27 protein-coding genes and 1 pseudogene are annotated in these 23,529 nt (G+C 34.1%); 26 read left to right on the top strand and 2 right to left on the bottom strand.

The window, feature by feature from the left end:
- Positions 1-17: 17 nt before the first annotated feature.
- The 18 genes from LJE08_RS01400 (at position 18) to metG (ending at position 12,464) form a co-directional block, all read left to right on the top strand.
- Positions 18-932, top strand: a complete 915-nt coding sequence (locus LJE08_RS01400) for an Mrr restriction system protein (RefSeq protein WP_227064771.1) — start codon at positions 18-20, stop codon at positions 930-932.
- Positions 933-982: 50 nt separating this feature from the next.
- Positions 983-2,512, top strand: coding sequence for a DNA methylase (locus LJE08_RS01395; protein ID WP_202980065.1), 1,530 nt, complete (start codon positions 983-985; stop codon positions 2,510-2,512).
- Between the two features lie 26 nt (positions 2,513-2,538).
- Positions 2,539-3,009 (top strand): hypothetical protein, encoded by a 471-nt coding sequence (locus tag LJE08_RS01390; RefSeq protein ID WP_015530037.1) that lies wholly within the window; start codon positions 2,539-2,541, stop codon positions 3,007-3,009.
- 69 nt (positions 3,010-3,078) lie between these two features.
- A complete protein-coding gene (locus tag LJE08_RS01385) occupies positions 3,079-3,498 on the top strand; it encodes a nuclear transport factor 2 family protein (RefSeq protein ID WP_003864537.1) in 420 nt (139 codons plus the stop codon).
- Positions 3,499-3,545: 47 nt separating this feature from the next.
- Positions 3,546-3,974: a hypothetical protein gene (locus LJE08_RS01380; protein ID WP_008118560.1), complete on the top strand. Its 429-nt coding sequence runs from the start codon at positions 3,546-3,548 to the stop codon at positions 3,972-3,974.
- Positions 3,975-3,994: 20 nt separating this feature from the next.
- Positions 3,995-4,996, top strand: coding sequence for a YafY family protein (locus LJE08_RS01375; RefSeq protein WP_044681693.1), 1,002 nt, complete (start codon positions 3,995-3,997; stop codon positions 4,994-4,996).
- Between the two features lie 16 nt (positions 4,997-5,012).
- Entirely contained in the window at positions 5,013-5,159 is a 147-nt protein-coding gene (locus LJE08_RS01370; protein WP_162938962.1) for a hypothetical protein, read from the top strand.
- A 77-nt stretch (positions 5,160-5,236) separates the two neighbouring features.
- Entirely contained in the window at positions 5,237-6,004 is a 768-nt protein-coding gene (locus tag LJE08_RS01365; protein WP_002594697.1) for a zinc ribbon domain-containing protein, read from the top strand.
- Between the two features lie 188 nt (positions 6,005-6,192).
- Positions 6,193-6,792: a transcriptional repressor LexA gene (gene lexA, locus LJE08_RS01360; RefSeq protein WP_002594698.1), complete on the top strand. Its 600-nt coding sequence runs from the start codon at positions 6,193-6,195 to the stop codon at positions 6,790-6,792.
- Positions 6,793-6,922: 130 nt separating this feature from the next.
- Positions 6,923-7,648 (top strand): ImmA/IrrE family metallo-endopeptidase, encoded by a 726-nt coding sequence (locus tag LJE08_RS01355; protein ID WP_008789352.1) that lies wholly within the window; start codon positions 6,923-6,925, stop codon positions 7,646-7,648.
- A gap of 560 nt (positions 7,649-8,208) precedes the next feature.
- Complete coding sequence (locus tag LJE08_RS01350; RefSeq protein ID WP_024853351.1) at positions 8,209-8,796, top strand: hypothetical protein; 588 nt, start codon at positions 8,209-8,211, stop codon at positions 8,794-8,796.
- Between the two features lie 105 nt (positions 8,797-8,901).
- A complete protein-coding gene (locus tag LJE08_RS01345; protein ID WP_066559579.1) occupies positions 8,902-9,462 on the top strand; it encodes a type II toxin-antitoxin system PemK/MazF family toxin in 561 nt (186 codons plus the stop codon).
- Positions 9,455-9,676 carry an excisionase gene (locus LJE08_RS01340; RefSeq protein ID WP_022146404.1) on the top strand — a complete coding sequence of 74 codons (222 nt, stop codon included), beginning with the start codon at positions 9,455-9,457 and terminating at the stop codon, positions 9,674-9,676. Before LJE08_RS01345 ends, LJE08_RS01340 begins: the two co-directional genes overlap by 8 nt.
- A 93-nt stretch (positions 9,677-9,769) precedes the next feature.
- Positions 9,770-9,988: an excisionase gene (locus tag LJE08_RS01335; RefSeq protein ID WP_022146405.1), complete on the top strand. Its 219-nt coding sequence runs from the start codon at positions 9,770-9,772 to the stop codon at positions 9,986-9,988.
- Positions 9,989-10,000: 12 nt separating this feature from the next.
- Positions 10,001-10,219, top strand: a complete 219-nt coding sequence (locus LJE08_RS01330; RefSeq protein WP_227402222.1) for an excisionase — start codon at positions 10,001-10,003, stop codon at positions 10,217-10,219.
- A gap of 11 nt (positions 10,220-10,230) precedes the next feature.
- Positions 10,231-10,485, top strand: a complete 255-nt coding sequence (locus LJE08_RS01325; protein WP_227402221.1) for an excisionase — start codon at positions 10,231-10,233, stop codon at positions 10,483-10,485.
- Positions 10,486-10,496: 11 nt separating this feature from the next.
- Positions 10,497-11,738, top strand: coding sequence for a tyrosine-type recombinase/integrase (locus tag LJE08_RS15210; protein WP_227402220.1), 1,242 nt, complete (start codon positions 10,497-10,499; stop codon positions 11,736-11,738).
- 279 nt (positions 11,739-12,017) lie between these two features.
- Positions 12,018-12,464 carry a methionine--tRNA ligase subunit beta gene (gene metG / locus LJE08_RS01315; protein ID WP_227402219.1) on the top strand — a complete coding sequence of 149 codons (447 nt, stop codon included), beginning with the start codon at positions 12,018-12,020 and terminating at the stop codon, positions 12,462-12,464.
- 553 nt (positions 12,465-13,017) lie between these two features.
- Here metG and LJE08_RS15195 read toward each other — a convergent pair.
- Positions 13,018-13,131 (bottom strand): annotated as a pseudogene (locus LJE08_RS15195) (plasmid mobilization relaxosome protein MobC); the annotation flags it as partial.
- A 406-nt stretch (positions 13,132-13,537) separates the two neighbouring features.
- Here LJE08_RS15195 and kdpF point away from each other — a divergent pair.
- The 8 genes from kdpF (at position 13,538) to LJE08_RS01270 (ending at position 23,241) form a co-directional block, all read left to right on the top strand.
- Positions 13,538-13,615 carry a K(+)-transporting ATPase subunit F gene (gene kdpF, locus LJE08_RS15205; protein WP_117923998.1) on the top strand — a complete coding sequence of 26 codons (78 nt, stop codon included), beginning with the start codon at positions 13,538-13,540 and terminating at the stop codon, positions 13,613-13,615.
- Between the two features lie 27 nt (positions 13,616-13,642).
- Positions 13,643-14,038 carry a hypothetical protein gene (locus LJE08_RS01300; RefSeq protein ID WP_117923982.1) on the top strand — a complete coding sequence of 132 codons (396 nt, stop codon included), beginning with the start codon at positions 13,643-13,645 and terminating at the stop codon, positions 14,036-14,038.
- A gap of 14 nt (positions 14,039-14,052) precedes the next feature.
- Entirely contained in the window at positions 14,053-15,795 is a 1,743-nt protein-coding gene (locus LJE08_RS01295) for a potassium-transporting ATPase subunit KdpA (protein ID WP_227402218.1), read from the top strand.
- Between the two features lie 11 nt (positions 15,796-15,806).
- Positions 15,807-17,864 (top strand): potassium-transporting ATPase subunit KdpB, encoded by a 2,058-nt coding sequence (gene kdpB / locus LJE08_RS01290; protein WP_186998291.1) that lies wholly within the window; start codon positions 15,807-15,809, stop codon positions 17,862-17,864.
- Between the two features lie 10 nt (positions 17,865-17,874).
- Entirely contained in the window at positions 17,875-18,498 is a 624-nt protein-coding gene (gene kdpC, locus LJE08_RS01285; protein ID WP_117923988.1) for a potassium-transporting ATPase subunit KdpC, read from the top strand.
- A gap of 127 nt (positions 18,499-18,625) precedes the next feature.
- On the top strand, positions 18,626-19,363 hold the full coding sequence (locus LJE08_RS01280; RefSeq protein ID WP_186998290.1) for a response regulator transcription factor: 738 nt from the start codon (positions 18,626-18,628) through the stop codon (positions 19,361-19,363).
- Positions 19,356-21,317, top strand: coding sequence for an ATP-binding protein (locus tag LJE08_RS01275; RefSeq protein WP_227402217.1), 1,962 nt, complete (start codon positions 19,356-19,358; stop codon positions 21,315-21,317). The genes LJE08_RS01280 and LJE08_RS01275 overlap by 8 nt, the downstream gene beginning before the upstream one ends.
- Before the next feature lie 22 nt (positions 21,318-21,339).
- Positions 21,340-23,241: a DUF4118 domain-containing protein gene (locus LJE08_RS01270; RefSeq protein ID WP_227402216.1), complete on the top strand. Its 1,902-nt coding sequence runs from the start codon at positions 21,340-21,342 to the stop codon at positions 23,239-23,241.
- A gap of 10 nt (positions 23,242-23,251) precedes the next feature.
- Here the strand turns inward: LJE08_RS01270 and LJE08_RS01265 are convergent, their stop codons facing one another.
- Positions 23,252-23,428: a hypothetical protein gene (locus LJE08_RS01265; protein ID WP_227402215.1), complete on the bottom strand. Its 177-nt coding sequence runs from the start codon at positions 23,426-23,428 to the stop codon at positions 23,252-23,254.
- Positions 23,429-23,529 lie beyond the last annotated feature (101 nt).

The following is a 23,529-nucleotide window of genomic DNA, read 5'->3' as shown; positions in this document are numbered from 1 at the left end:
GAGGTGTAAATGTAAATATGTTTTATGACGATTTAAATACAGAAGAACAAGTATCATATCTTATTAAACCAATCCTTCAAGTCCTTCAGGAAGCAGGTGGACAGTTAGAGCGTTCTGAAATTAGAGACAGAATTAGTGAGTTAGATGAGCATATTGCTGAATTTGAACAGAAACTATATACATCTAATAAAACAGGAAATCAGTACAAAAAATTTGATTTTAAGTTTAATTTTGCTATTAAAGAGCTTAGTTATGTCGGACTCATATCTTATGTGAAATTCAATCCAAAGATTACACTTACTCAAGATGGAGCAAATGTAGATTTAACAGATTTTGATGTTAAGACAGAAGTAAGGGATAAGGCACGAAGCTATTGGGAGGAACATTCGACTAAGAACAAATCGAAAAACAAGCCAGTAGAAACACTGGAGGTTGAAGATGAGGAGAATGAATCCACAGATGACGAATTGTTAGATGATTTCAAGGTAAAACTTCAGAGTGCAATCGCAAATATGTCTCCAGCAAAGTTTGAACAATTTTCACGAGCACTTCTTACAAAGATGGGAGTGGAGTTTACCAACAAAGGCGTTCAGGTGTCAAATGATGGTGGTATTGATGGCTATGGATATCACGTAGATGCCGATGATTTTAGAACAACCAGAGTGGTTATTCAGTGTAAAAGATTTAATTCAAATCCAGTGAGTGAGCCGGATATCAATCAATTTCTTGGGGCAATGAACAAATATCAAGCCGATTATGGAGTATTTATTACTAATAGCCGATTTACCAATAAGGCAAGAGAGGCTGCGAGAGAAGGTACGCCGATAACATTGATTGACGGAAATGATTTAATCAGACTGGTTATTAAATATGAATTGTATATAACACCAGTCACAACATATGTATTGGATGGTTTTTATACCGAGGATTGACACTAACGATAGCATAATTTACTCGAAGGAATTTTAGAAGGGAGCATAGAATGATGGCAAAACAAAAGACCTATATCGCAATTGACCTCAAATCATTCTATGCTTCTGTGGAGTGTAAAGAGCGAAATCGTGACCCTTTGACAACGAATCTTGTGGTTGCAGATAAAAGCAGGACAGAGAAAACCATCTGCCTTGCGGTATCTCCGTCATTAAAAAGTTATGGGATACCCGGCAGACCACGCTTGTTTGAAGTCGTGCAAAAGGTAAAAGAAGCTAATAACAACCGAAGATGGAAAGCACCAAATCGTACATTTACTGGTTCATCTGATGACAGTACAGAATTAAATGCGAATCCAGCATTGGAGATTGATTATATCGTTGCACCACCTCGTATGGCATACTATCTGGAGTATAGCACTAAGATTTACAGTGTTTACTTGAAATACATTGCTCCGGAAGATATATTCCCTTACTCGATTGATGAAGTATTCATAGATGCAACAAATTATCTGAACACCTATCAGATGACTGCAAGGGAACTTGCCATGACGATGATACAGGATGTTTTGAAAACAACAGGAATCACAGCAACAGCCGGAATCGGCACGAATATGTACTTGTGTAAAATTGCGATGGATATCGTGGCAAAGCATATTGAGCCGGACAAGGACGGTGTGCGAATAGCTGAATTGGATGAAATGTCATATCGCCGGAAATTGTGGAGTCATCGCCCGATAACCGATTTCTGGAGAGTCGGAAATGGTTATGCAAAGAAGTTAGAGGAACACGGACTTTATACAATGGGCGATATTGCAAGATGTTCTATCGGAAAGCCGAATGAACTGTATAACGAGGAATTGTTGTACAAGCTGTTCGGTATCAATGCGGAATTGCTAATTGACCATGCTTGGGGATATGAACCTTGTACGATGGAGCAGGTCAAAGCCTATAAGCCGGAAACCAATAGTGTATGTTCAGGACAGGTACTTCACTGCCCGTATGATTACGAAAAGGCAAAGTTGATTGTAAAAGAAATGACCGACCAAATGGTGCTTGATTTGGTGGATAAAGGACTTGTAACTGACCAGCTTGTGTTGACAATCGGCTATGATATTGAGAATTTAAGTAATCCGAACCTAAAATATCAATACAAAGGCGAGGTTACGATTGACCGATATGGACGCAAAGTTCCAAAGCACGCACACGGAACAGCGAATCTTGAGAAAAAGACTTCCTCTACTCGATTGATTACCAACGCCGTGATGGACTTGTATGACAGGATAGTTGACGAGCATTTGCTTGTACGCAGAATAACAATCACAGCGAATAAACTTGTTGATGAAAAATCCGTCAAGCAGGAAGATGAATACCAGCAACTCGACCTCTTTACCGATTACGAAGCACAGAGGAAGAAGCAGGCGGAGGAAGAAGAAAAATTAGAACGGGAAAGGCGTATGCAAGAAGCAATGCTGAGTATCAAAAAGAAGTTTGGCAAGAATGCTGTGTTGAAGGGAATGAACCTTGAAGAAGGTGCAACCGCCAAAGACCGAAACGAGCAAATCGGCGGTCATAAGGCTTAAACAAACTGAAATTTGAGGAATAAAATATGGGCATATTAGAAATAGTTTTTAATTCAAGAAAATTTGATTTGAATGATGATGTTCTGATGGGATTTGATAATTACTTTGATAAAAAAAGTAAGGATTATAATAGTTTTTGTTTAGACGAAGAAGATATTAATCCTTTACAAAACTTTGTAGCACAGATTAAGTCTGCTGACTCAGATAGTGTAATTTATGTATCTACTTATGGCTATGAAATCACAAATAGTAAAGGAGAAAAATCAACATACGCCGATGCTCTTTGGATTGACACAGTTTTACCTATTTCCCAAATAGAGAGATATATTGAAAAAAGTGGTGTTGCTGAACCAAGTAATATTTCTTTTGTTGGAGATAGTGATGAATGTGGAAACTATAAAGTATGGATTATAGCTCAGGAAGAGAATAATCCTCATATTATAGAGTTGACTGACCGCAAGAAGATAGACCATATGATAATATTATATTGGGATTGATAAGTTATAAAATTCCCATTTATTGGGAAGTCGCTGAGAACGAAAAATCGAAAGTTATGGAGGTACTTTATGAACGAGAGAGAAAAAATTATCCGATTATGGTTTGATATGTGGATTAAGAAAGCAGATTTAGGAATTGACAATATTTTTACAGATGATGTTGTATATACTGAGAGTTGGAGTCCTAAATATGAAAACCGCAAAACGGTAAAGCACTGGTTTGACGAATGGAATACACGCGGAAGTGTTCTTGTCTGGGAGATTAAGCAATTTTTTCATCAAGGCAATCAAACAATCGTGGAGTGGTATTTTAAAAGCAAAATGAATAATGGAAATGTTGAAGAATTTGACGGAATATCTTTAATTGTATGGACACAGGATAACAAAATAAAATCATTAAAAGAGTTTGGTTGCAATCTTCATAATTACAATCCATATCGAGATAGTGATATTCCCGTATTTCGAGAAGAAAAAGCAAATTGGTTTTGAGAGGACTATAAATTCAGGTTTGTCGAGCAAAGGAGGTGCTGTAACAGATGGATGAACATTCCTATGACGATATAATCAATCTGCCGAATCCGACATCGAAGAACCATCCTCGTATGTCACTTCACGACAGAGCAGCACAGTTTGCACCTTTTGCGGCACTTACAGGACACGATGCAGCCATTAAAGAGACTGCAAGGCTAACAGATGAACGGTTAGAGTTAAGCGATGAAGTCATTATGAAATTAAATGACCAATTAAATATGATTAGAGATAATATCGGCACAGAACAGGAAATATCAATAACTTATTTCGTGCCTGATGATAAAAAATCCGGAGGAGCATATCTCACGCATTCCGGCATAGTGAAAAAGATTGATGAATTTGAACGCAAACTGATTATGCAGGATGAAACAGTAATTCCGACTGAACAAATCAGCGTGATACAGGGAGAAATGTTCAAAGGACTATATGAGTAATAGCTTGGAAAGGGCAAACAATGGAAACAAAGCCGAGAATATTATACTTAAAGAAAATATTAGAGGAACGAACGGACGAGGAACATCCGCTTTCGACGACGCAGCTAATCAATATATTGAATGATGAATACGGAATATCTGCACATAGAACGACGGTCACAAAAGATATTGCTGCACTTCAGGAGTTTGGAATGGATATTGTTACTATCCATTCTACTCAGAGCAAATACTTTGTAGCCAGTCGTAAGTTTGAATTGCCGGAACTGAAACTGCTGATAGATGCAGTGGAGTCATCGAAGTTTATTACAAAGAAGAAAAGCAAAACGCTGATTGAGAAGATACATACGATGACCAGTCCGGGGCAGGTGGCAAAGTTGAAGCGTAATAACTATGTGGTCAATCGAATTAAGCCGGATAATGAGCAGATATATTATATCATTGACGCTATAAACGATGCCATCAATACAGGTAAACAGATTTCTTTTCAGTATTATGATTATACCGGATTAAAGAAAAAGGTTCTGAAGAACAAGGGCGAAGTGTATAAGCTCAGCCCGTATAAACTTCTCTGGTGTGGGGACTATTATTATGTTCTCGGATATTCAGAGAAGAAAAGCAAGGTTATCAATTTCAGGGTAGACCGTATTGCTTCCAAGCCGGAGATATTGGATAAAGATATTATTCCTATGCCGGATGATTTTGATATTGAGAATTACACAAAGGAAGTTTTCTTTATGTTCTCAGGCGAGAAAGTTCTTGTGGATTTACGGTGTGATAACAGCTTGATGAAAACAATGGTTGACCGTTTTGGAGAAGATGTGACAACCCTTGCGTATGATATGACTTCTTTCAGAGTACAGACCGAAGTATCAGCCAGTCCGACCTTTTTTGGTTGGGTGTTTGGCTTTAATGGCAAGGTACAAATACTTGCACCGGAAAGTGTGAAAGAACAGTACAGGCAGATGATTGCACAAGCCGATGAGGGTATGCAGCAAAAAGAAAACAAAGAACAGGAAATCTAACACTCCAAAGCATACGATGTCAAGAAACGGCAGAATCTTCTTGAAAAGCTCGCAGTATGAATATGCCGAGGGCGTGGAGTTTGAAGTTTATCCGTCTGCGGATACAACCGACCCAAACTATTATTGTGAAAATTTGTTAGCCGTGAACGAAAAAGCTGAGTAATAAGGACAGCAACTGCGAGTTGCTTGTTTGAGATAATGCGTGAGACTATAATAAAGGTGTAAGGGAGGTACTGCATAATGGATACAAAACAGGTTATACTTGAACTTCGCACTCAAAAGGGAATGTCGCAGGATGAGCTTGCAGAAAAAGTTTTTGTAAGTCGTCAGGCAGTTTCACGTTGGGAAAACGGAGAAACAGTTCCGAATACGGAAACATTGAAATTGCTGTCAAAAGTATTAGATGTTTCCATAAATACACTTTTAGGCTCACCGAGAAAGCTTATTTGTCAATGCTGCGGAATGCCGCTTGAAGATGATGATATTATCGGACACAATCACGACGGTTCTTTCAACGAGGACTATTGTAAGTGGTGTTATGCCGATGGAACATATACTTACAATGATATGGACGATTTGATTGAAGTTTGTGTTAAGAATATGGTAAGCGAGAATTTCACGGAGGAACAAGCCCGTTCTTATATGAAAGAGCTGCTTCCTACTTTGGATTACTGGAAGAAATATGATGAGCTTAGTGATAACGGTCAGTTTGAAGAATTCAAGAAAAAGTTAATCAATGAAATTAACGAATTGAATGTTGACGGAATGCCAAAGGTGGAAAAACTGAATACCCTTGTGGGAAAGTATGTGAATCTTGAGTACCGGCTTCCGAATGGGCAAGCGGCTAAGTTTTTGAATGAGGCAAAGACATATCTGGGCAATCAGCTTGAATGTGAATACGGCGGCGATAGATGTTTCGGCGTTGTTGCAGATATGGATTTTATTCTTATTTGCACTTATGAAGAAGACGGTAAGAATCCGGAACTTGTATTGTATAAGAAAAGATGAGGATAGAGAAAAATAGTAAGCCATTGGAGTTAATGATTTCAGTGCAAGCAAAGAAATTTTGAGGTGTTAGCAAATTGCGACACCTCTTTTCTTTTGCGAAAAACCTACTTGAAAAATTTTTCGTATCAGGTATAATAAAACTATCGAAAGCAAACTGCTTCCGATAGAAAAGAAAGCGAGGTGCAGGTATGAGAAGCAAGAGTCCTGAACTTATGAGTGAGATAAAAAAATATATCGAGGATTATTACCTGCAAAACAGACAATCCCCATCGACTACAAAGATTGCTGAAGCTGTTGGTATTGCCAGAGGTACAGCATACAAATACTTGGTAGAAATGGCTGAGAAGAATATGATTGAGTACGACGGGCAGGAGATTAGTACCAATGTGACCCGTAAGTACAGTGGCGAACAGACACAGACACCGATTGTAGGTTCTATTCCTTGTGGTAGTCCTCAGTATGAGGAAGAAAATATTGAAGAATATGTATCACTTCCTACTGCTATTTTCGGCAAAGGAGATTTCTTTATATTAAGAGCAAGCGGTCAGTCTATGATTGATGCAGGGATAGATGACGGCGACCTTGTGGTTGTCAAAAAGCAGGTAGAAGCCAACGAGGGCGATATAGTAGTTGCCCTTGTGGATAATCAGAATACATTGAAACGCTACTTCCGAGATGATGAGAATAAGAAAATCATTCTCCATCCGGAAAATAAGAAGATGAAAGACATCATTGTAGATGAGTGCTGCATTCAGGGTGTGGCTTGTCACATCATCAAAGAACTATAACAGAGGACAGACGAATGAGAACACTTGAAGGAATTCGCTATCTAATCAATTTGGATAGTGCGGAAATACAACAGAACTTTGCCGGAGGAGTTGCACCGCCGGACAAGGTGGAGTCGGAGGTGGACACAACTTGAGTATTTATATGTCAAGAGCCGAGTTGGAAGAAATCAGCGAAGGCTTGATAACAGCTTATGCTAATAAGTTTAGCAATCGAGTGATTCAATCCATCGACATAGAACATTTCATTACAGAATTTCTTATGTTACGAATTGAATACGCTTCTTTCGCAGAAGATGATGCAGGTAGGATTGGTTTTCTGGCAGATGGAGCAACACCATTGCTGGTACATCAGGACGGAAAAATTATTCCCTTTGTTTTCCCGAAAGATACCATCGTACTTGATAAATTTCTTCTTGCTGAAAAGGAGCAGGGACGTCGCAGATTTACAATGGCACACGAAGCGTCACATCATATCTTGAGTAAGATGTATGCAATGCCGAGTGAAGGACGCTTTCATGCAGAGTATGACAGTGAACGTAGTTATTCCAAAGAGGAACTGGCTCAGATGTTTGCGTCTGTTGAGTGGCAGGCAGATACAATGGGAGCTTCGCTTCTTATGCCGAGAAGAATTATTGAAAATGCCTTGGCGAAATATAATCAGTCAAATCCGATAAAAGTTTATGGCGATAATACCATTACTTCAAAGGATAAAGCAGTTATCCGCAGAATGGCAGCTTATATCGGAGTATCTTATACAGCCTTGGTTATCAGATTGAGAGATATGGGGCTATTTGAGTATCACAATATCCTTGAGTACATTTCCAATGAGTTAAATCTGGGAGGTGTTTCGCAATGAGGTTACAGACTCAGGTAGCACCTGAAATACAAAAGAGATTGCTTCTGTCAAGAGTAGAAGCAGAAAGCCTGAAAGAGCGTGATATTCTCTGCCCGACTTGTGGGTTCAGGATACAGAGAGTTTTTTCAGACGCAACCGGACATTTGAGTGTGAAGTGTCAGAAATGCAAGAATGTCCACATCTTAAATCTCGCTTACTTCCGAAGAATCCGTAGGAACGGATATGGCAGGAATTGCAGGCGATGAAGAGTACAAGTAAATATCGTAACGATTTCTAATCGAGTAAGCGGAGATAAGCAATTTATTTGCTAAACTACCAAGCACCGTACGAAGCCGGATAAGTGAAGAATAGAAGTATTCTTTGCTGTCCAGATTCGACGGTGCTTTTTTTGTTGTTGTTTTATTCGATTATGCTTCGTGCAGTATTAGGTCTTTTCCCTTACTTGGGAAAGGACTTTTATGTTTTATAACGCATGGCAGTGCCAGATAGCTGAGTACCCGTAATCTCCGAATTTTCTATATAAAAAAGCAATTTTAGAAAATTCAAAGGAGATTACGAAAATGACAAACAAACTTACATTAACAGAACAAGAAGAATTATTTGCAAAGGATTGTAAACTGATAAATCTTAAATACGAATATAACGGTTATACCGGAGATGAGAGATGGGCGATTATTACGGAATTATCGGTAAAAGAGCTTTGGGAGAAGTATCCACTTGTTATAGAAAGATATTCTCCGTTTGTGCATCTTTCCATTGCACAGGGAGAGGTAATTGACGACGCAAACCGCAATGAGGACAAGTATGCAAAGAGAAGCAGTCGCACGCTTGACTGCTATGGATATGACGATGAAATGTCCTCACAGTTTCATAAAGAACTTGCCATTATGTTTGACGACCCGTTTGAAAGAGCAGAGGAAGAAAGACTTGAACTGGAAAGAGAAGAATTGCGTCAGTGTGAAATCAGGAAAGCAAGAATAGCACTTTCAATGTTGCAGCCACTTCAAAGGGAACGTCTTATGAAGAATGTGTGCTGCGGTCTGAGTTCCAGAGCGATTGCAAAGCAGGAGGGCGTATATTACAGCTCCGTAGATAAGTCTATTGCAGCGGCAAAGAAAAACTTTATCAAATTTTATGAAAATCTCTGATTTTGGGTGTGCATTTCAGCACCCTTTGTCCAAATGAGTGAAGGGGTTATTTCATTCCGGATACGAATGACACTTTAAAAATTAGATTCTTGTGAGGTTATGTATATGAAAGAAAAAATGATTTGTCGTGGGGATTTATTCTACTATGACTTTGGAGATAACAGTGGTTCAGTACAAAGCGGAGAACGTCCGGTACTTGTTGTTCAGGCAGACGATTATAACCAGAATGCTCCGACGATTATTGTTGCAGCGGTTACAAGTGTAATCAAGAAAAGATATTTGCCATCGCACATTATTCTCGGCGAGGAGTTTGGACTGAAGAAACCGTCAATGGTTCTTCTGGAGCAGATACGGACAGTCAATAGAGAGGATTTGCGTGAATACATAGGTACGGTAGATGATGATAAACTTTTCAGGCAGATAAACGCAACTTTGAAAAAGACTTTTGGACTTTGGGTTTACAAGCCGGAGGGGAAAGAAAATATTCGCTGCCTATGCCCGAAGTGCCTGAATGATTACATTCACAATCCAGATTATATTGTAAGGCGACTCGACCCATTTGCAAAGCGAAAAGACAGATGTGATAAGTGTGATGGGGATGGTTGGGATTATGTTGTTACCGACAGATATTCATCAAAGAAAGAAAAGAGGTGTAAGAATGTCTAATAGCAGTGTAAAGAAGCTGAGTTATAATGTACCTCTTTGGCATAAGCCTAATTTGTCGATTGAAGAAGCATCTATATATTCCAATATTGGAACAGGGAAACTTTATGAAATGACGGAAAAGCAAGATTGCCCATTTGTACTTTGGATAGGAAGCCGCCGAATGATAAAGCGAAAAATTTTTGAGGAATATATTGCAAATCAGTATTCTATTTAATGAAAAAGTCAAATTTGCGATGAGCAAATTCGCATCGTTGGCTCAGTGTAGATTTTTGAGTATGCTGTAACCACGCAAAGGAGGTTACAGCATATGAACAACGAAAAAGATGAAACAATCTATAATGTCCCACTTTGGGAGAAAGTAATGCTTACAATTGATGAAGCCGCAGCTTATACAGGTGTTGGAAGCAGAAAAATCAGACAGCTTACCGATAATGAAAGATGTCCGTTCGTTTTATGGAATGGCTCGAAGCGACTTATCAAGAGAGAAGAATTTGTTGAATTTATAAAAAAGCAGTATTCGATATGAGGAGGTATTATTGTGAGTAATCCAGTAAAAAAAGAAAGATTAGAAGTACCGGTATGGCATAAGCCGTATCTGACCATTGATGAAGCTACTGCCTATACTGGCATTGGCAGAGAAAAACTTCGTGAAATGACAAGGTTTGCTGACTGTCCATTTGTGTTATGGGTGGGAAAACGCCGAATGATAAAAAGGGAATTGTTTGATGAGTACATTGAAAAAATGTATGAGATTTAGGAGGTGGAACGATGAATGTGGATTTTGCAGATGAAGAAATGATTGCTTATCGGGAAAGCCTTATAGAAAAGAAAAAAGAGCAGCCATTTTGGAAAAAGAAATGTTTGTCGGTAAATGAAACAGCCGCTTATACAGGTATCGGAAGGGGAAAAATACGAGAGCTGATGAAAAAGAAAGACTGCAATTTTATGACGACAGACGGTTATCAGGTGTATGTCATCATCGACAAATTTGTGGAATTTTTAAATAGCAGGAATGAAATATAGGAGGAACAGCCGTGGCTAGACCAAAACGAAAAGATAAAACAAGGACAGTTCTTCGCACGGGAGAACTTCAAAGAAGTGATGGAAGTTATCAGTACAGTTGGACTGATGAAAACCATAAAAGAAGATATGTCTATTCAAAAACGCTTGAAGCACTCAGGATTAAAGAGGAAGCGATTGAGAAAGACAAAAGTGATGGCATAAAAGCGGAAGCACGATATGTTACACTCGATGATTTATATGAGTTGTGGAAAGACCTGAAGAGAGGATTGAAAAACAACACTTTTGAGAATTACAAATATATTTATGAAACCTTTGTACGTCGGCAAATCGGTTCTAAGAGAGTTTCAACATTTTTGAAATCAGATATTAAGAGATTTTATAATTATCTGGTTGATGAGCGAGGATTGAAGCCAGCAACGGTTGATGGTGTCCACAACATTCTTCATCAGATATTTGATATGGCGGTTGATGATAACTATATCAGAAACAATCCGACAAATAATGTTTTGAGGGAATTGAAAAAAGCTCATTGCTTCAAGACAGAGAAACGCAGGGGACTGACTCGACCTGAGCAGGAATTGTTTATGGATTATCTGAAGAACTCTAATACAGCAGTGTATTGGTATCCGGTGTTTGCAGTAATGCTTGGAACGGGATTAAGAGTTGGAGAAGTTACAGGACTCAGATGGTGTGATATTGATTTGGAAGATGGAATTATAGATGTTAATCACACGTTGGTTTATTATGACCACAGAACTTCTGAGGGAAAAAAAGGCTGCTATTTTAATGTGAATACTCCAAAGACAGAAGCCGGAAATAGACAAGTTCCGATGCTCGATTTTGTTAAGGAAGCATTTATTATGGAAAAGCAGCGACAGGAATTACTAGGGGTTCACTGCGAAGCAACCATAGATGGATATACAGATTTTATATTTCTCAATCGCTTCGGACAGCCACAACATCAATCGACTTTGAATAAGGCAATCCGACGCATAATCCGTGATTGCAACGATGAGCAGTTTTTGAAAACAGAAAACCCAGAAGTGCTTTTACCGCATTTTAGTTGTCATTCGCTCAGACATACATTTACAACAAGAATGTGTGAAGCAGGTGTAAATATAAAAGTTATTCAGGATACACTCGGACATAAGGATATAACAACAACCTTAAATATCTATACTGATGTAACAAAGGAACTAAAAAGAACCGAGTTTGATGGACTGGATAAATATTTTAATAATTCAATAGCGTAGGAAAAAGTGGCGTACTTTAAAGTAAAAATTGGTACGCTGCTTTTTTGGTCTGATTGACTTATTCAATAATAAAGATTATAATTTAGTAAGCAATCCAATTGAAGACCCCATTCTCTCAATCAGGATTTACATCAAATACATCAAATAATACAACTGCTTATGCGGAAAGTAATCAATTTTAAAGGTAAACAAGGCTTTTTATCTGGTTGAAAAAAGCAAAGTAGGGAGTTGCTCAGGAATATGAGTGGCTTCGGAATTGCGTCGGAGAAAGTCCCTCACATGAAGAACTTGGGGGATTTAAACAAGAAAGCAAAAGCTAAAAAACTAGTGGAAGCTGCACCTGTAAAGGTTGATTTCTCGAATGTAAAAATTGAACCAATCTTCACAGATATGGTAGATTTTGAAACATTCAGTAAGTCGGATTTCCGTGCTGTTAAGATCTTAGCTTGTGAAGCTGTAGAAAAATCTAAGAAGCTATTAAAGTTCACTTTGGATGATGGCCAACGTAAAGATCGCGTTATTTTAAGCGGAATTCACGAATATTATGAACCAGAAGAATTGGTTGGAAAGACTGCAATTGCGATTGTAAACTTACCACCAAGAAAAATGATGGGTATTAATTCTGAAGGTATGTTGATCTCAGCTGTTCATGAAGAAAATGGTCATGAAGGACTAAACTTATTGATGGTTGATGACAAGATTCCTGCAGGAGCTAAGCTTTACTAGGATTAAAAAAATTAGTGATTTTTGGTTGTAAATTTATACATTTACGCCAAACTTACGCCAAAAAATTAAGAAGAAAAAGATGGTTACACTAGTAAAGTGAATTATTTTGTATTGAATTAAACAAAGAGCAACTCTCTGATGAAGGGGGTTGCTCATTTTTGTTATTAAATTCATGAAGAAAATATAGCAACTAATTTAATACCACATAGTTAATATGACGCCCTTTTTAATGTTGATGGGTTACTGATATCATTGAACTTTTAATGTTTGATTTTAAATGACACCTTTTTTAATGTGTCTTTCAAAATATAAGTGAAAAATACGCTATACATGTGTTTTGAATATAGGAATTATGTGTTATTGAGGTTAAACGCAGTAAAATATAACATATTGTTATTATAAAAGTCGCTGTTTTCAAAAAAAGACGCCGAAAAATAGACGGTTGACATTAAAAAAGTTGCTATATTCTTTATAAATTGCTCTAAATTCGTTTGATTGGTATTATAAAAGGTATTGTTTTCATAAAAACTACAGAAAATTAAGCGAATGGTATTATAAAATGGTTCATGGTCTTACAATTAGCCATCTTCATTTTCTTTTGAAATAATGCTTTTTCTTCTTCAGTTAAATTAATTTTGAGCTGAACATTTCTAGTTCTATGTGTCACGACAATCACTTCCTTTGCCTAAAAAATGGGGCCTTAGAGTTCTCCCTAACAAGTTAAAATTGCTAAAAAAAGAAGCAGTTCCATAAGGGGCTGCTTCATCAATTTTCGGTAAGTGGGTACACACTTACTGTGCTTGCGACAAAAGTATAGTTTGTATAGTATAGCGTTAAGCTAGTATTTAATTTTAATTTAATTTTAATTTTAAGTTCTTTTTTTTAAACCTATTTTAATTCTGAAAGTATTAAAATACTTCTGTCCTAAGGATAAAGAGATTGTGAATTTAATGGTGAGGAGGAAATTTATGATTGATGTAATCATGTTATCTATTTTAGTTATTTCGTTTTTTCTTATGACAGGGTTTGTAAATTGGATTGATAAAGAATTAAAAAGATAGAGGTGATGATAAATGTTTATTATGATAGTAATTATTATATTACTTTCTTGTTATCTTTTGTATGCTTTGGTAAACCCAGATAAATTTTAACTTATATTATAGAAAGAGGAAGGTAATATGAATACTATACTCAACGGCGATGAGGAAAATGAAAAATACTTTTGTTTAGAAATGAAAAAGCTTATTTGTTCTGGTAAATTACAAGAAGCTATTCAAATTATTTGCAATTTTATGTCAAAACATCCAAATTCTGCTATACCTCATAATTTATTAGGGATTATATATGAAAAAAAACGCAATCATATTCTAGCAATGAAACATTTTAGAGCGGCGTGGTGTTTAGATCCAACTTATTTACCTGCTCGAGAAAATATGTCTAATTTTAGTAGTTTTGAAACGATGCATAGATTTTTTTATGAAGAGTCAGACTGTTCTAAAAGCGAGCAAAAATATGAGATTAAATATGATAGTAGACATATCGCACATGTCGTTGAAAAAAATAAATTTATGTAAATGGAGGGTCATTTATGGTACAGATAGTTTGTACATTATTATTGTTTATGGTTATCATCTTTCCGATTGGAAATTATGTTTACCATGTGTCTGTTGGTAAGAGAACATTTGCAGATCCAGTATTTGATAAAATGGATAATTTTGTGTTTAGGATACTAAAAATAGATACATCAACGATGACTTGGAAAAAATATGCTATGTCATTATTGATGGTCAATTTATGCCTAGTTTTCATTGGGTATTTGATTTTAAGAATTCAATCAATTGGATTTTTAAATCCAAATGGTATTAGTGGTATGGAAGAATCATTGTCTTTTAATACCATTATATCTTTTATGACAAATACGAATTTACAACATTATGCTGGAGAATCTGGATTATCATATTTATCTCAAATGCTTGTGATTATTATGATGATGTTTACTTCTGCTGCAACGGGTTTTTCTGCATGTATTGCTATGATTAGAGGTTTGTTAGGTAAAAAAATGGGTAATTTCTATGTTGATTTTATCCGAATCATTAACCGATTTTTATTACCTTTATCAATGATTATTGGATTATTTCTTGTATGGCAAGGTGTTCCACAAAATTTGAATTCAAATATTGAATTAACAACAATAGAAGGAAAAATTCAAGAAATTGCATCTGGTCCTATAGCAGCGTTAGAATCTATTAAACACTTAGGAACAAATGGTGGGGGATTTTTAGGTGCCAATTCAGCTACACCTTTAGAAAATCCAACAATTATTACAAATATTATCGAATTATTTTCAATGATGATTTTGCCGGTTTCTTGTATTTTTGTTTTTGGTAGAATGGCATATGATAAGCATGAAGAATCAAAAGCAAATAACAGAGTTTATACTTTGTCAACTAAAAATTGCAATAGAGCAAACAAAGTGTGGATTGGCAAGGAAGGAAGAACAATTTTCGTTGCTATGTCAATATTATTTGTTATTGGTTTAGGAGTTTGTTTTTGGAGTGAATCGCTAGGAAACCATGCAGTAGCACAAGCAGGTATCACAGAAACTTTTGGTAATATGGAAGGAAAAGAAGTAAGATTTGGTGTTGCACAATCCGCATTATTTACTACTGCGACAACATCTTTTACAACTGGATCCGTCAATAACATGCATGATACATTAACGCCATTAGGTGGATTAGTTCCATTAATGCATATGATGTTGAATGTTGTTTTTGGTGGAGCTGGTGTTGGGCTTATGAATATGTTAATCTATGCCATTATTGCCGTGTTTATTTGTGGCTTGATGATTGGTAGAACACCCGAATATCTTGGTAAAAAAATTGAAGGAAAAGAAATGAAACTTGCAGCTTTATGCATTATTATTCATCCATTATTGATTTTAGGTTTTAGTGCTTTAGCTGTATCTATTCCAGAAGGTGTTAACGGTATTACGAATCCTAGTTTTCATGGTTTATCGCAAGTTTTATATGAGTTTGCTTCATCAGCAGCTAATAATGGTTCAGGTTTTGAAGGTTTAGTAGATAATTCATTATTTTGGAATATGAGTTGTGGTATAGTCATGTTTTTAGCTCGATATTTGCCAATAATCATTCAACTAGGTATTGCTGGTAGTTTGATGAATAAAATAGATATTAACGAATCTACAGGAACTTTAAAAACTAATACTCTAACATTTGCAATTATATTAGTAATTGTTGTTTATATTTTTGCAGCACTAACATTTTTACCTGCAATTGCATTAGGACCAGTTGCAGAGATGTTGACATTATAGGAGGAATAAAAATGAGTAAAAAAGAAAAGAAGCAATTTATTACGAAAGATATCTTCTATTCTTCAATTAAAGGTGCTTTTACAAAGTTATCTCCAAAATATATGATAAAAAATCCGGTTATGTTTGTTGTTGAAGTTGGATTTATTTTATGTACAATATTAGTTTTTTTTCCTCATTTGTTTCATGATGAAGGAAGTAATTTAAGCCTATATAATGCAATAGTTGCGATTATTTTGTTTGTCACATTATTGTTTGCAAATTTTGCTGAGTCCGTTGCTGAAGGACGTGGCAAAGCACAAGCAGATACTTTAAAAAAGACAAAAAAAGATACGAAAGCACGTTTGATTTTAGATGATGGATCTGAAAAGGAAGTATCTAGTAGTGAACTAAAAAAAGGTGATATTGTACTTGTTAAAACTGGTGAATTAATTCCTAGTGATGGTGAAATTATAGATGGTATTGCTAGTGTTGATGAATCAGCGATAACTGGTGAATCGGCTCCTGTCACAAAAGAAGCAGGAGGAGATTTTGCTTCAGTTACCGGGGGTACTACTGTTGTTTCTGATTGGATTAAAATTGAAATATCAACAGATCCAGGTCATTCGTTCTTGGATAAAATGATTTCTATGGTCGAAGGCGCTTCTAGAAAGAAAACTCCAAATGAAATTGCCTTGAATACTTTGTTAGTATCTTTAACTATTATATTTTTAATAGTAATCGTCACATTATATCCTCTCGCTACATACCTAAATGTTAAAATTCCAATTTCAACGTTAGTAGCATTAACAGTATGCTTAATCCCAACCACAATTGGGGCATTACTTAGTGCAATTGGTATTGCAGGTATGGATCGTGTTACTAGATTTAATGTTATTGCACTATCTGGAAAGGCAGTAGAAGCATGTGGTGATGTTGATACAATGATTTTAGATAAAACAGGTACTATTACATTCGGAAATAGATTGGCGAGTGATTTTATTAATGTTGACGGTGTAGATGAAACGGATCTTGTGAAATATGCATGTATTGCATCGTTAAAAGATACGACACCTGAAGGGAAATCAACAGTAGAATTAGCTGAAAAGATGGGAGTTACATTAAATATTGATGATTACAAGAATGCAACATTCATTGAATTTACAGCTAGTAGCAAAATGAGTGGGATTGATCTTGAAGATGGTACTAAAATAAGAAAAGGCTCTGGTGAAGCCATTATTAATTATGTAAAAAATTTAAATGGATTAATTCCTTCTGATTTAAATGAAAAAGTGGAAAATATTTCAAAATTAGGAGGGACTCCGTTGGTAGTTTGTGCTAATGACAAGATTTTAGGTGTTATTTATTTAAAAGATACAGTAAAACCAGGATTGACAGAAAGATTTGATCGTTTGCGTAAGATTGGTATTAAAACGATTATGTGCACAGGGGATAATCCTTTAACAGCTGCAACTATTGCTGCTGAAGCTGGTGTTGATGGCTATATTGCTGAATGTAAACCCGAAGATAAAATAGAAGCAATAAAAAAAGAACAATCATTAGGGAAAATTGTAGCTATGACTGGTGATGGAACAAATGATGCACCAGCCTTAGCCCAAGCTAATGTAGGAATAGCAATGAATAGCGGAACTACTGCTGCCAAAGAAGCAGCTAACATGGTAGATTTAGATTCGGATCCAACGAAAATATTAGAGGTAGTAGAAATTGGTAAGCAATTATTAATTACAAGAGGATCGTTAACTACATTTTCTATAGCAAATGATATTGCAAAATATTTTGCAATTATTCCAGCAATTTTTACAATTGCAATTCCACAAATGAACGTCTTAAATATTATGGGACTTAGCTCTCCATCAAGTGCAATTTTATCGGCATTAATCTTTAATGCGATTATTATTCCCTTCCTAATACCGTTAGCTATGAAAGGTGTCAAATATAAACCTATGAGTGCATCTAAACTATTGGGAAGAAACATGATGATTTATGGTTTAGGAGGCGTAATTTGTCCATTTATTGGTATTAAATTAATTGATATTCTCATTTCACCATTACTGGTTTTTTTAGGATTATAGGAGGATGTTTATGAAATGTTTATTTAATAAATTAAAAACACCATTTAAATTATCATTAGTAATGTTCGTAATTTGTGGATTGATTTATCCTATGTTAATGACAGGGTTATCTCAAGCTATCTTCCCACATCAAGCAAATGGAAGTCTAATTGAAATTGACGGAAAAGTTATAGGTTCTGAACTGGTTGGACAAGATTTTACGGATGAGAGATTGTTTCATTGTAGACCTTCTGCTGTAAATTATAATACTTTCACACAAAACGAAAAAGAAAGCAAAGGACAAGTTTTACCATCATCTGGAAGTGAAAATTTAGCATCAAGTAATCCTAAATTAGAAAAAAGAATTAATGATGATATTGAAAAATTTCTACAAGAAAATCCTACGATAAAAAGAGAAGATATTCCTGCAGATATAATAACTGCATCTGGATCAGGATTAGATCCACATATTTCTGTTGATGCTGCTAATGTTCAAATTGATAGAGTGTCAAAAAATACGCATATTTCTAAGGAGGTATTGAAAAAATTAATAAAGGATAATACTGAAAATAAATTACTTGGTATCTTTGGCGAAGAAAAAGTTAATGTGTTGCAATTAAATCTATCTTTAATAAGAGAAATCAAACAAAGTTAAAATCGATTTTCTATAATTACTAATAAAGCAAAAATAGTATCTTATTGCTATACAAATGATAGTCTAAATAATTCTTTATTTGATTTTTTGGAAATGTTATAATATATAGGAATTTACACGAACGGAGATGAACACTGTGAATAATTTAATGAATGTATTAATAGTTGAAGATGAGTCCGCTATACGAAATTTAATATCAACTGCATTAGAAACAAATGGTTATAATTTCGAAATGGCTACGAATGGTAGTATGGCGTTGTCATTACTAGTTAAACATCAATTTGATATTATTTTGCTTGATTTAGGTTTGCCAGATTTAGATGGAATAGATATCATAAAAAAATTACGTACATTTTCATTTACTCCAATTATTGTAATTAGTGCCAGAAGCAACGATGATGACAAAATTACAGCCTTAGATATTGGAGCGGATGACTATATAACTAAACCATTTAGTGTAGAAGAATTGTTAGCTCGAATTCGCTCAACTTTGAGAAGAATTCAGTACAAAGAAAATACATTAAATAATGATAATTATTTTGTGAATGGACATTTAAAAATAGATTATATTGCTCAATCTGTATATGTAGATGATAAAGAAATTCATTTAATGCCTATTGAATACAATCTATTGTGCTTATTATCTAAGAATATAGGAAGAGTATTAACACATCAGTATATATTAGATAAAGTATGGGTTAACTCTATTGAATCTGATTTATCTTCATTAAGAGTTTATGTAACTTCTTTAAGAAAAAAAATAGAGAAAATATCAAATGAAAAATACATACAAACACATGTTGGGGTAGGTTATAAAATGATAAAAATAGATAATTCTGATGTTGAGGATAAAAATAATGAGTAATCAAAATACTGATTCTATCATGGTATGTCTTTCTCCTTCACCATCCAATATCCATGTAATTCGTGTTGCTAGTAGTATGCTGCGAAATAAAAAAGACCATTTTTATGCATTGTATATATCTGATACGAAAAGGACATTAAGTGATTCAAATCAGGAACAGCTAGATAAAAATATTGCTTGTGCAAAACAATTAGGAGCAGAGGTGGAAATTGTTTCTTCTGAGGATATAGCGGGTGAAATTTTTAAATTTGCTAATATATATAAAGTAAATAAACTTGTCATCGGAAAAAACATGAATATGAGATTTCATCTCTTTCAAAAACCAATTTATCAATATTTATTAGAGAATATTGAAGACATTAATTTAATTATCGTGCCAGTAAAAGAAAATAGAATATTCAAGAGATTAAACAATAAAAGTAAATTGACACTAAAATCGATTGTTACTAGTATTCTTATATTGTTTATCTGTACAGTAGTTGGTTTTGTGTTTTTTGATATGGGATTTCATGATTCTAATATTATTATGATTTACTTAATTGGTGTTTTATTGATTGCCTTAACTACATCAAATATCATATGCAGTGTCGTTTCATCGATTGCTAGTGTTATTTTATTTAACTTTTATTTTACACTGCCTATATTAAGTTTATCTTTTTATGATTCAGCTTATTTAATGACATTTGTAATTATGATTATAGTTGCTTTTTTAATAAGTACACTAATGAATAAAATTCAATTAACAGCTACAAGTTATGCTAATATGGCTAATGTTTCTCGTATTTTATTAGAAAAAAACCAGCTTTTGCAAAAACAACAATCTGTGGAAGATATATTTAATTGTGGATGCAAACAATTATCAAATTTATTTAATAGAGATATTGCGTATTTTCCAATTGAGAAGTCTTCTATACAAAATCCTATTCTGTTTCCCAAAAAGGAAAATTCTTGTTGTAAAGAGTTTTTGAATGCTAATGAGATAGGCGTTGCAAAATGGGTAGCAATCAATGGAAAGCATGCAGGAGCGACAACTCGTTATTTATCAGGATCAAAGAGTATCTATTATGCTGTATTAACGGATGATAAAATATATGGAGTTATTGGTATTTATTTAGGTAACGATGTTTTAGAATCATTTGATAAACGTATTTTATTGGCTATATTAAGTGAAATGGCTATGTGCTTGGAAAATATAAAAAGTAATGAAGAAAAGAATGAGGCTATTATAAAAGTAAAAAAAGAGCAATTTAGATCTGATTTACTTAGGTCTATATCTCATGATCTCAGAACGCCGTTGACTTCGATATATGGTAATGCTGATGTGTTGTTAAATGATAATGGTAATTTGAAGAATGATAAAAAAAATGCTTTATACAAAAATATATATGACGATTCTTTGTGGTTGATCAATTTAGTAGAAAATCTATTATCAATAACTCGTATGGAAGATGGTAGCGTGAAATTAAGAATAGAACCAGAAGTTATAGAAGATGTAATTGATGAATCATTAAGTCATGTTAGTAGAATCAAAGATAATCGTAAAATTAAAGTGAATATTTCTGATGATTTTTTAATGGCGGATATGGATGCGAGATTAATTGTACAGGTCTTAATAAATTTAATTAATAATGCGATAAAATATACAGAAGATGAATCAACAATTTCTATAAACGCTTATCAAATAAAAAATAATGTGTATATTGAAGTGTGTGACAATGGAAGTGGAATAAAAGATATTGATAAAAATAAAATTTTTGAAAAATTCTATACTGTAAATCATTCTGTTGTCGATAGTAAGAAGAGTATGGGACTAGGTTTGTCATTATGTAAATCAATTGTTGAAGCACACGGAGGTGTTATATCTGTAAAAGATAATCAACCAACAGGGGCTATTTTTACATTTAGTTTACCGGCTACAAAGATAACTATAAATAAGAACATGGTTAATTGTTAAATAATATAAGGAGATGTTAGTATTGGAAGAGGCGAAAAATGGAAAATTAACAATTTTTTTTGGATATTGTGCAGGAGTTGGAAAAACCTTTTCTATGTTAAATACAGCTCAGCAAAAATCTGTTGAAGGTGTAGATGTAGTAATTGGATATATAGAAAGTCATGATAGACCAGATACACAGAACCTAACATATGGATTAGAAAAAATACCGACTAAAGAGGTACTTTATAAGGGGCATCATTTTTCTGAGTTCGATTTAGATAAAGCATTAGATAGACACCCTCAACTAATACTAGTTGATGAATTAGCTCATACAAATGCGCCTACTTCTAGACATAAAAAAAGATATAGTGATATTGAAGAATTATTGCGAGCAGGTATAGATGTTTATACTACGGTAAATGTACAACACATAGAAAGTTTACACGATGTTGTAGAAAGTATTACAAAAGTAAAGGTAAATGAGAGGATTCCTGATTATATATTTAATGATGCAGATGATGTTAAGCTAATAGATGTTGATATAAATGATTTAATAGAAAGGTTAAAACAGGGTAAAATTTATAGTAAGACACAAGCAAAAAGGGCGTTAGAGAATTTTTTTATAAAAGATAATTTAATAGCATTACGAGAAATTTCATTAAGGAAATGCGCTGATCGTATAAATTTATATGCAAAAGATGAAAATAAGCAATTTCTTAAAGAAAAAATATTGGTTTGTTTAGGAACATCACCAACGAATCAAAAAGTAATTCGAACCGCTTCTAAAATGGCTCAAGCATTTCATGGAGAGTTTACAGCTTTGTACGTTGAAAATTCTGATTCACAAGAATTAGATTTAAAAGCTTTCCAACAACTCAAAAAAAACATTTCTCTTGCAAAGGAGTTACAAGCAAACATTGTATCTACATCTGGTGATGATATAGCCTATCAAATTAGTCAGTATGCTAAAACAGCAGGAGTATCTAAATTAGTTTTAGGACGTTCATATCAAAAAAAATCAATTTTTAATAAACCAACGATAGTAGATAAATTAACAAAATTATCTCCTAATTTAGATATATATATTATTCCAGATAACAATTCGAGCAATCAAAATCTAAACAGTGTAAAATATCAATATCAAAATTTTTTTCGCTTTTCTACTCGGGATAGCTCTATTTCAATAAGTACATTATTGATTATAACCATCTTAGCATATTTCGCACAAATTGCGGGATTTGATATTACTACGATTATATTATTATATGTATTATCATCATGTATTATAGGTAGTTTAACATTACTTCCTATTTATAGTTTTATAATACCGTTTATAAATGTATGTTTAATAAATTATTTATTTATTAAACCAAAATATTCTTTGGAAATAATTTCATCAGAATATGTTATGGTATTAATTGTAATGATTGTCGTTTCCTTTATTATAAATGTTTTAAATTTTAAATTAAAGAAGGAAAAAAATAGCGCATCTTTACGTGCTTATAGCATGGAGGTTTTGTTAGAAACAAGCCAAAAACTACAACAAGCAAAAACTTACAATGATGTTATGAAAGAAACATGTGTTCAATTAAATAAATGGTTAAAACGAATTATTATTTTTTATCCTGTAAATAGAAAAATGTTAGATAAACCATATATTTATAATCCGAATAATCTTTTGGATGATAGCAATATATTTTTGACAGAAAAAGAAAGAACAGTGGCAAAATGGGTTTATATAAACAATAAAAATGCGGGTCCAACCACTAGCACATTGCAAGAAGCAAAGGCTTTGTATTTATCTATTCGGCGAAATGATAAAATATATGGTGTTATAGGAATAGATATGATTAGCAACAAAGCGTTAAGTCAATATGAAAAAAGTTTAATTAAAACAATTTTAAATGAAGTTTCTCTAGCAATGGATTCTTTAGAAAGATAATAATAAACACTCAAATGATTGTTATTTCATTTTTTATTTCCTCAATCTCTTCTTGCGGAAAATTGAAATCATCTAACCCAATCATCATGCTATCATTTTCATCAGGTACGGCCTCAATGATAGCTTTGTAGATATGAGTTTCATCTTTTATTGCAAGAAGATAATTGTACATATGAATGTTTTTCATAGCTATTGTATATTATGGCGCTCTAAAATAGTGTAGGGTTATGTGAAAATACCGGCTTTAAATTATTGTAGGGTTTCCGTATTAGGTTAAGAAAACTTAAA

Source organism: Holdemanella sp. DFI.5.55 (genome assembly GCF_020593575.1).
GTDB lineage: Bacteria > Bacillota_I > Bacilli_A > Erysipelotrichales > Erysipelotrichaceae > Holdemanella > Holdemanella hominis.
The sequence above is the reverse complement of the archived record's forward strand: the minus strand, read 5'-3'. Positions and strand labels throughout refer to the sequence as shown.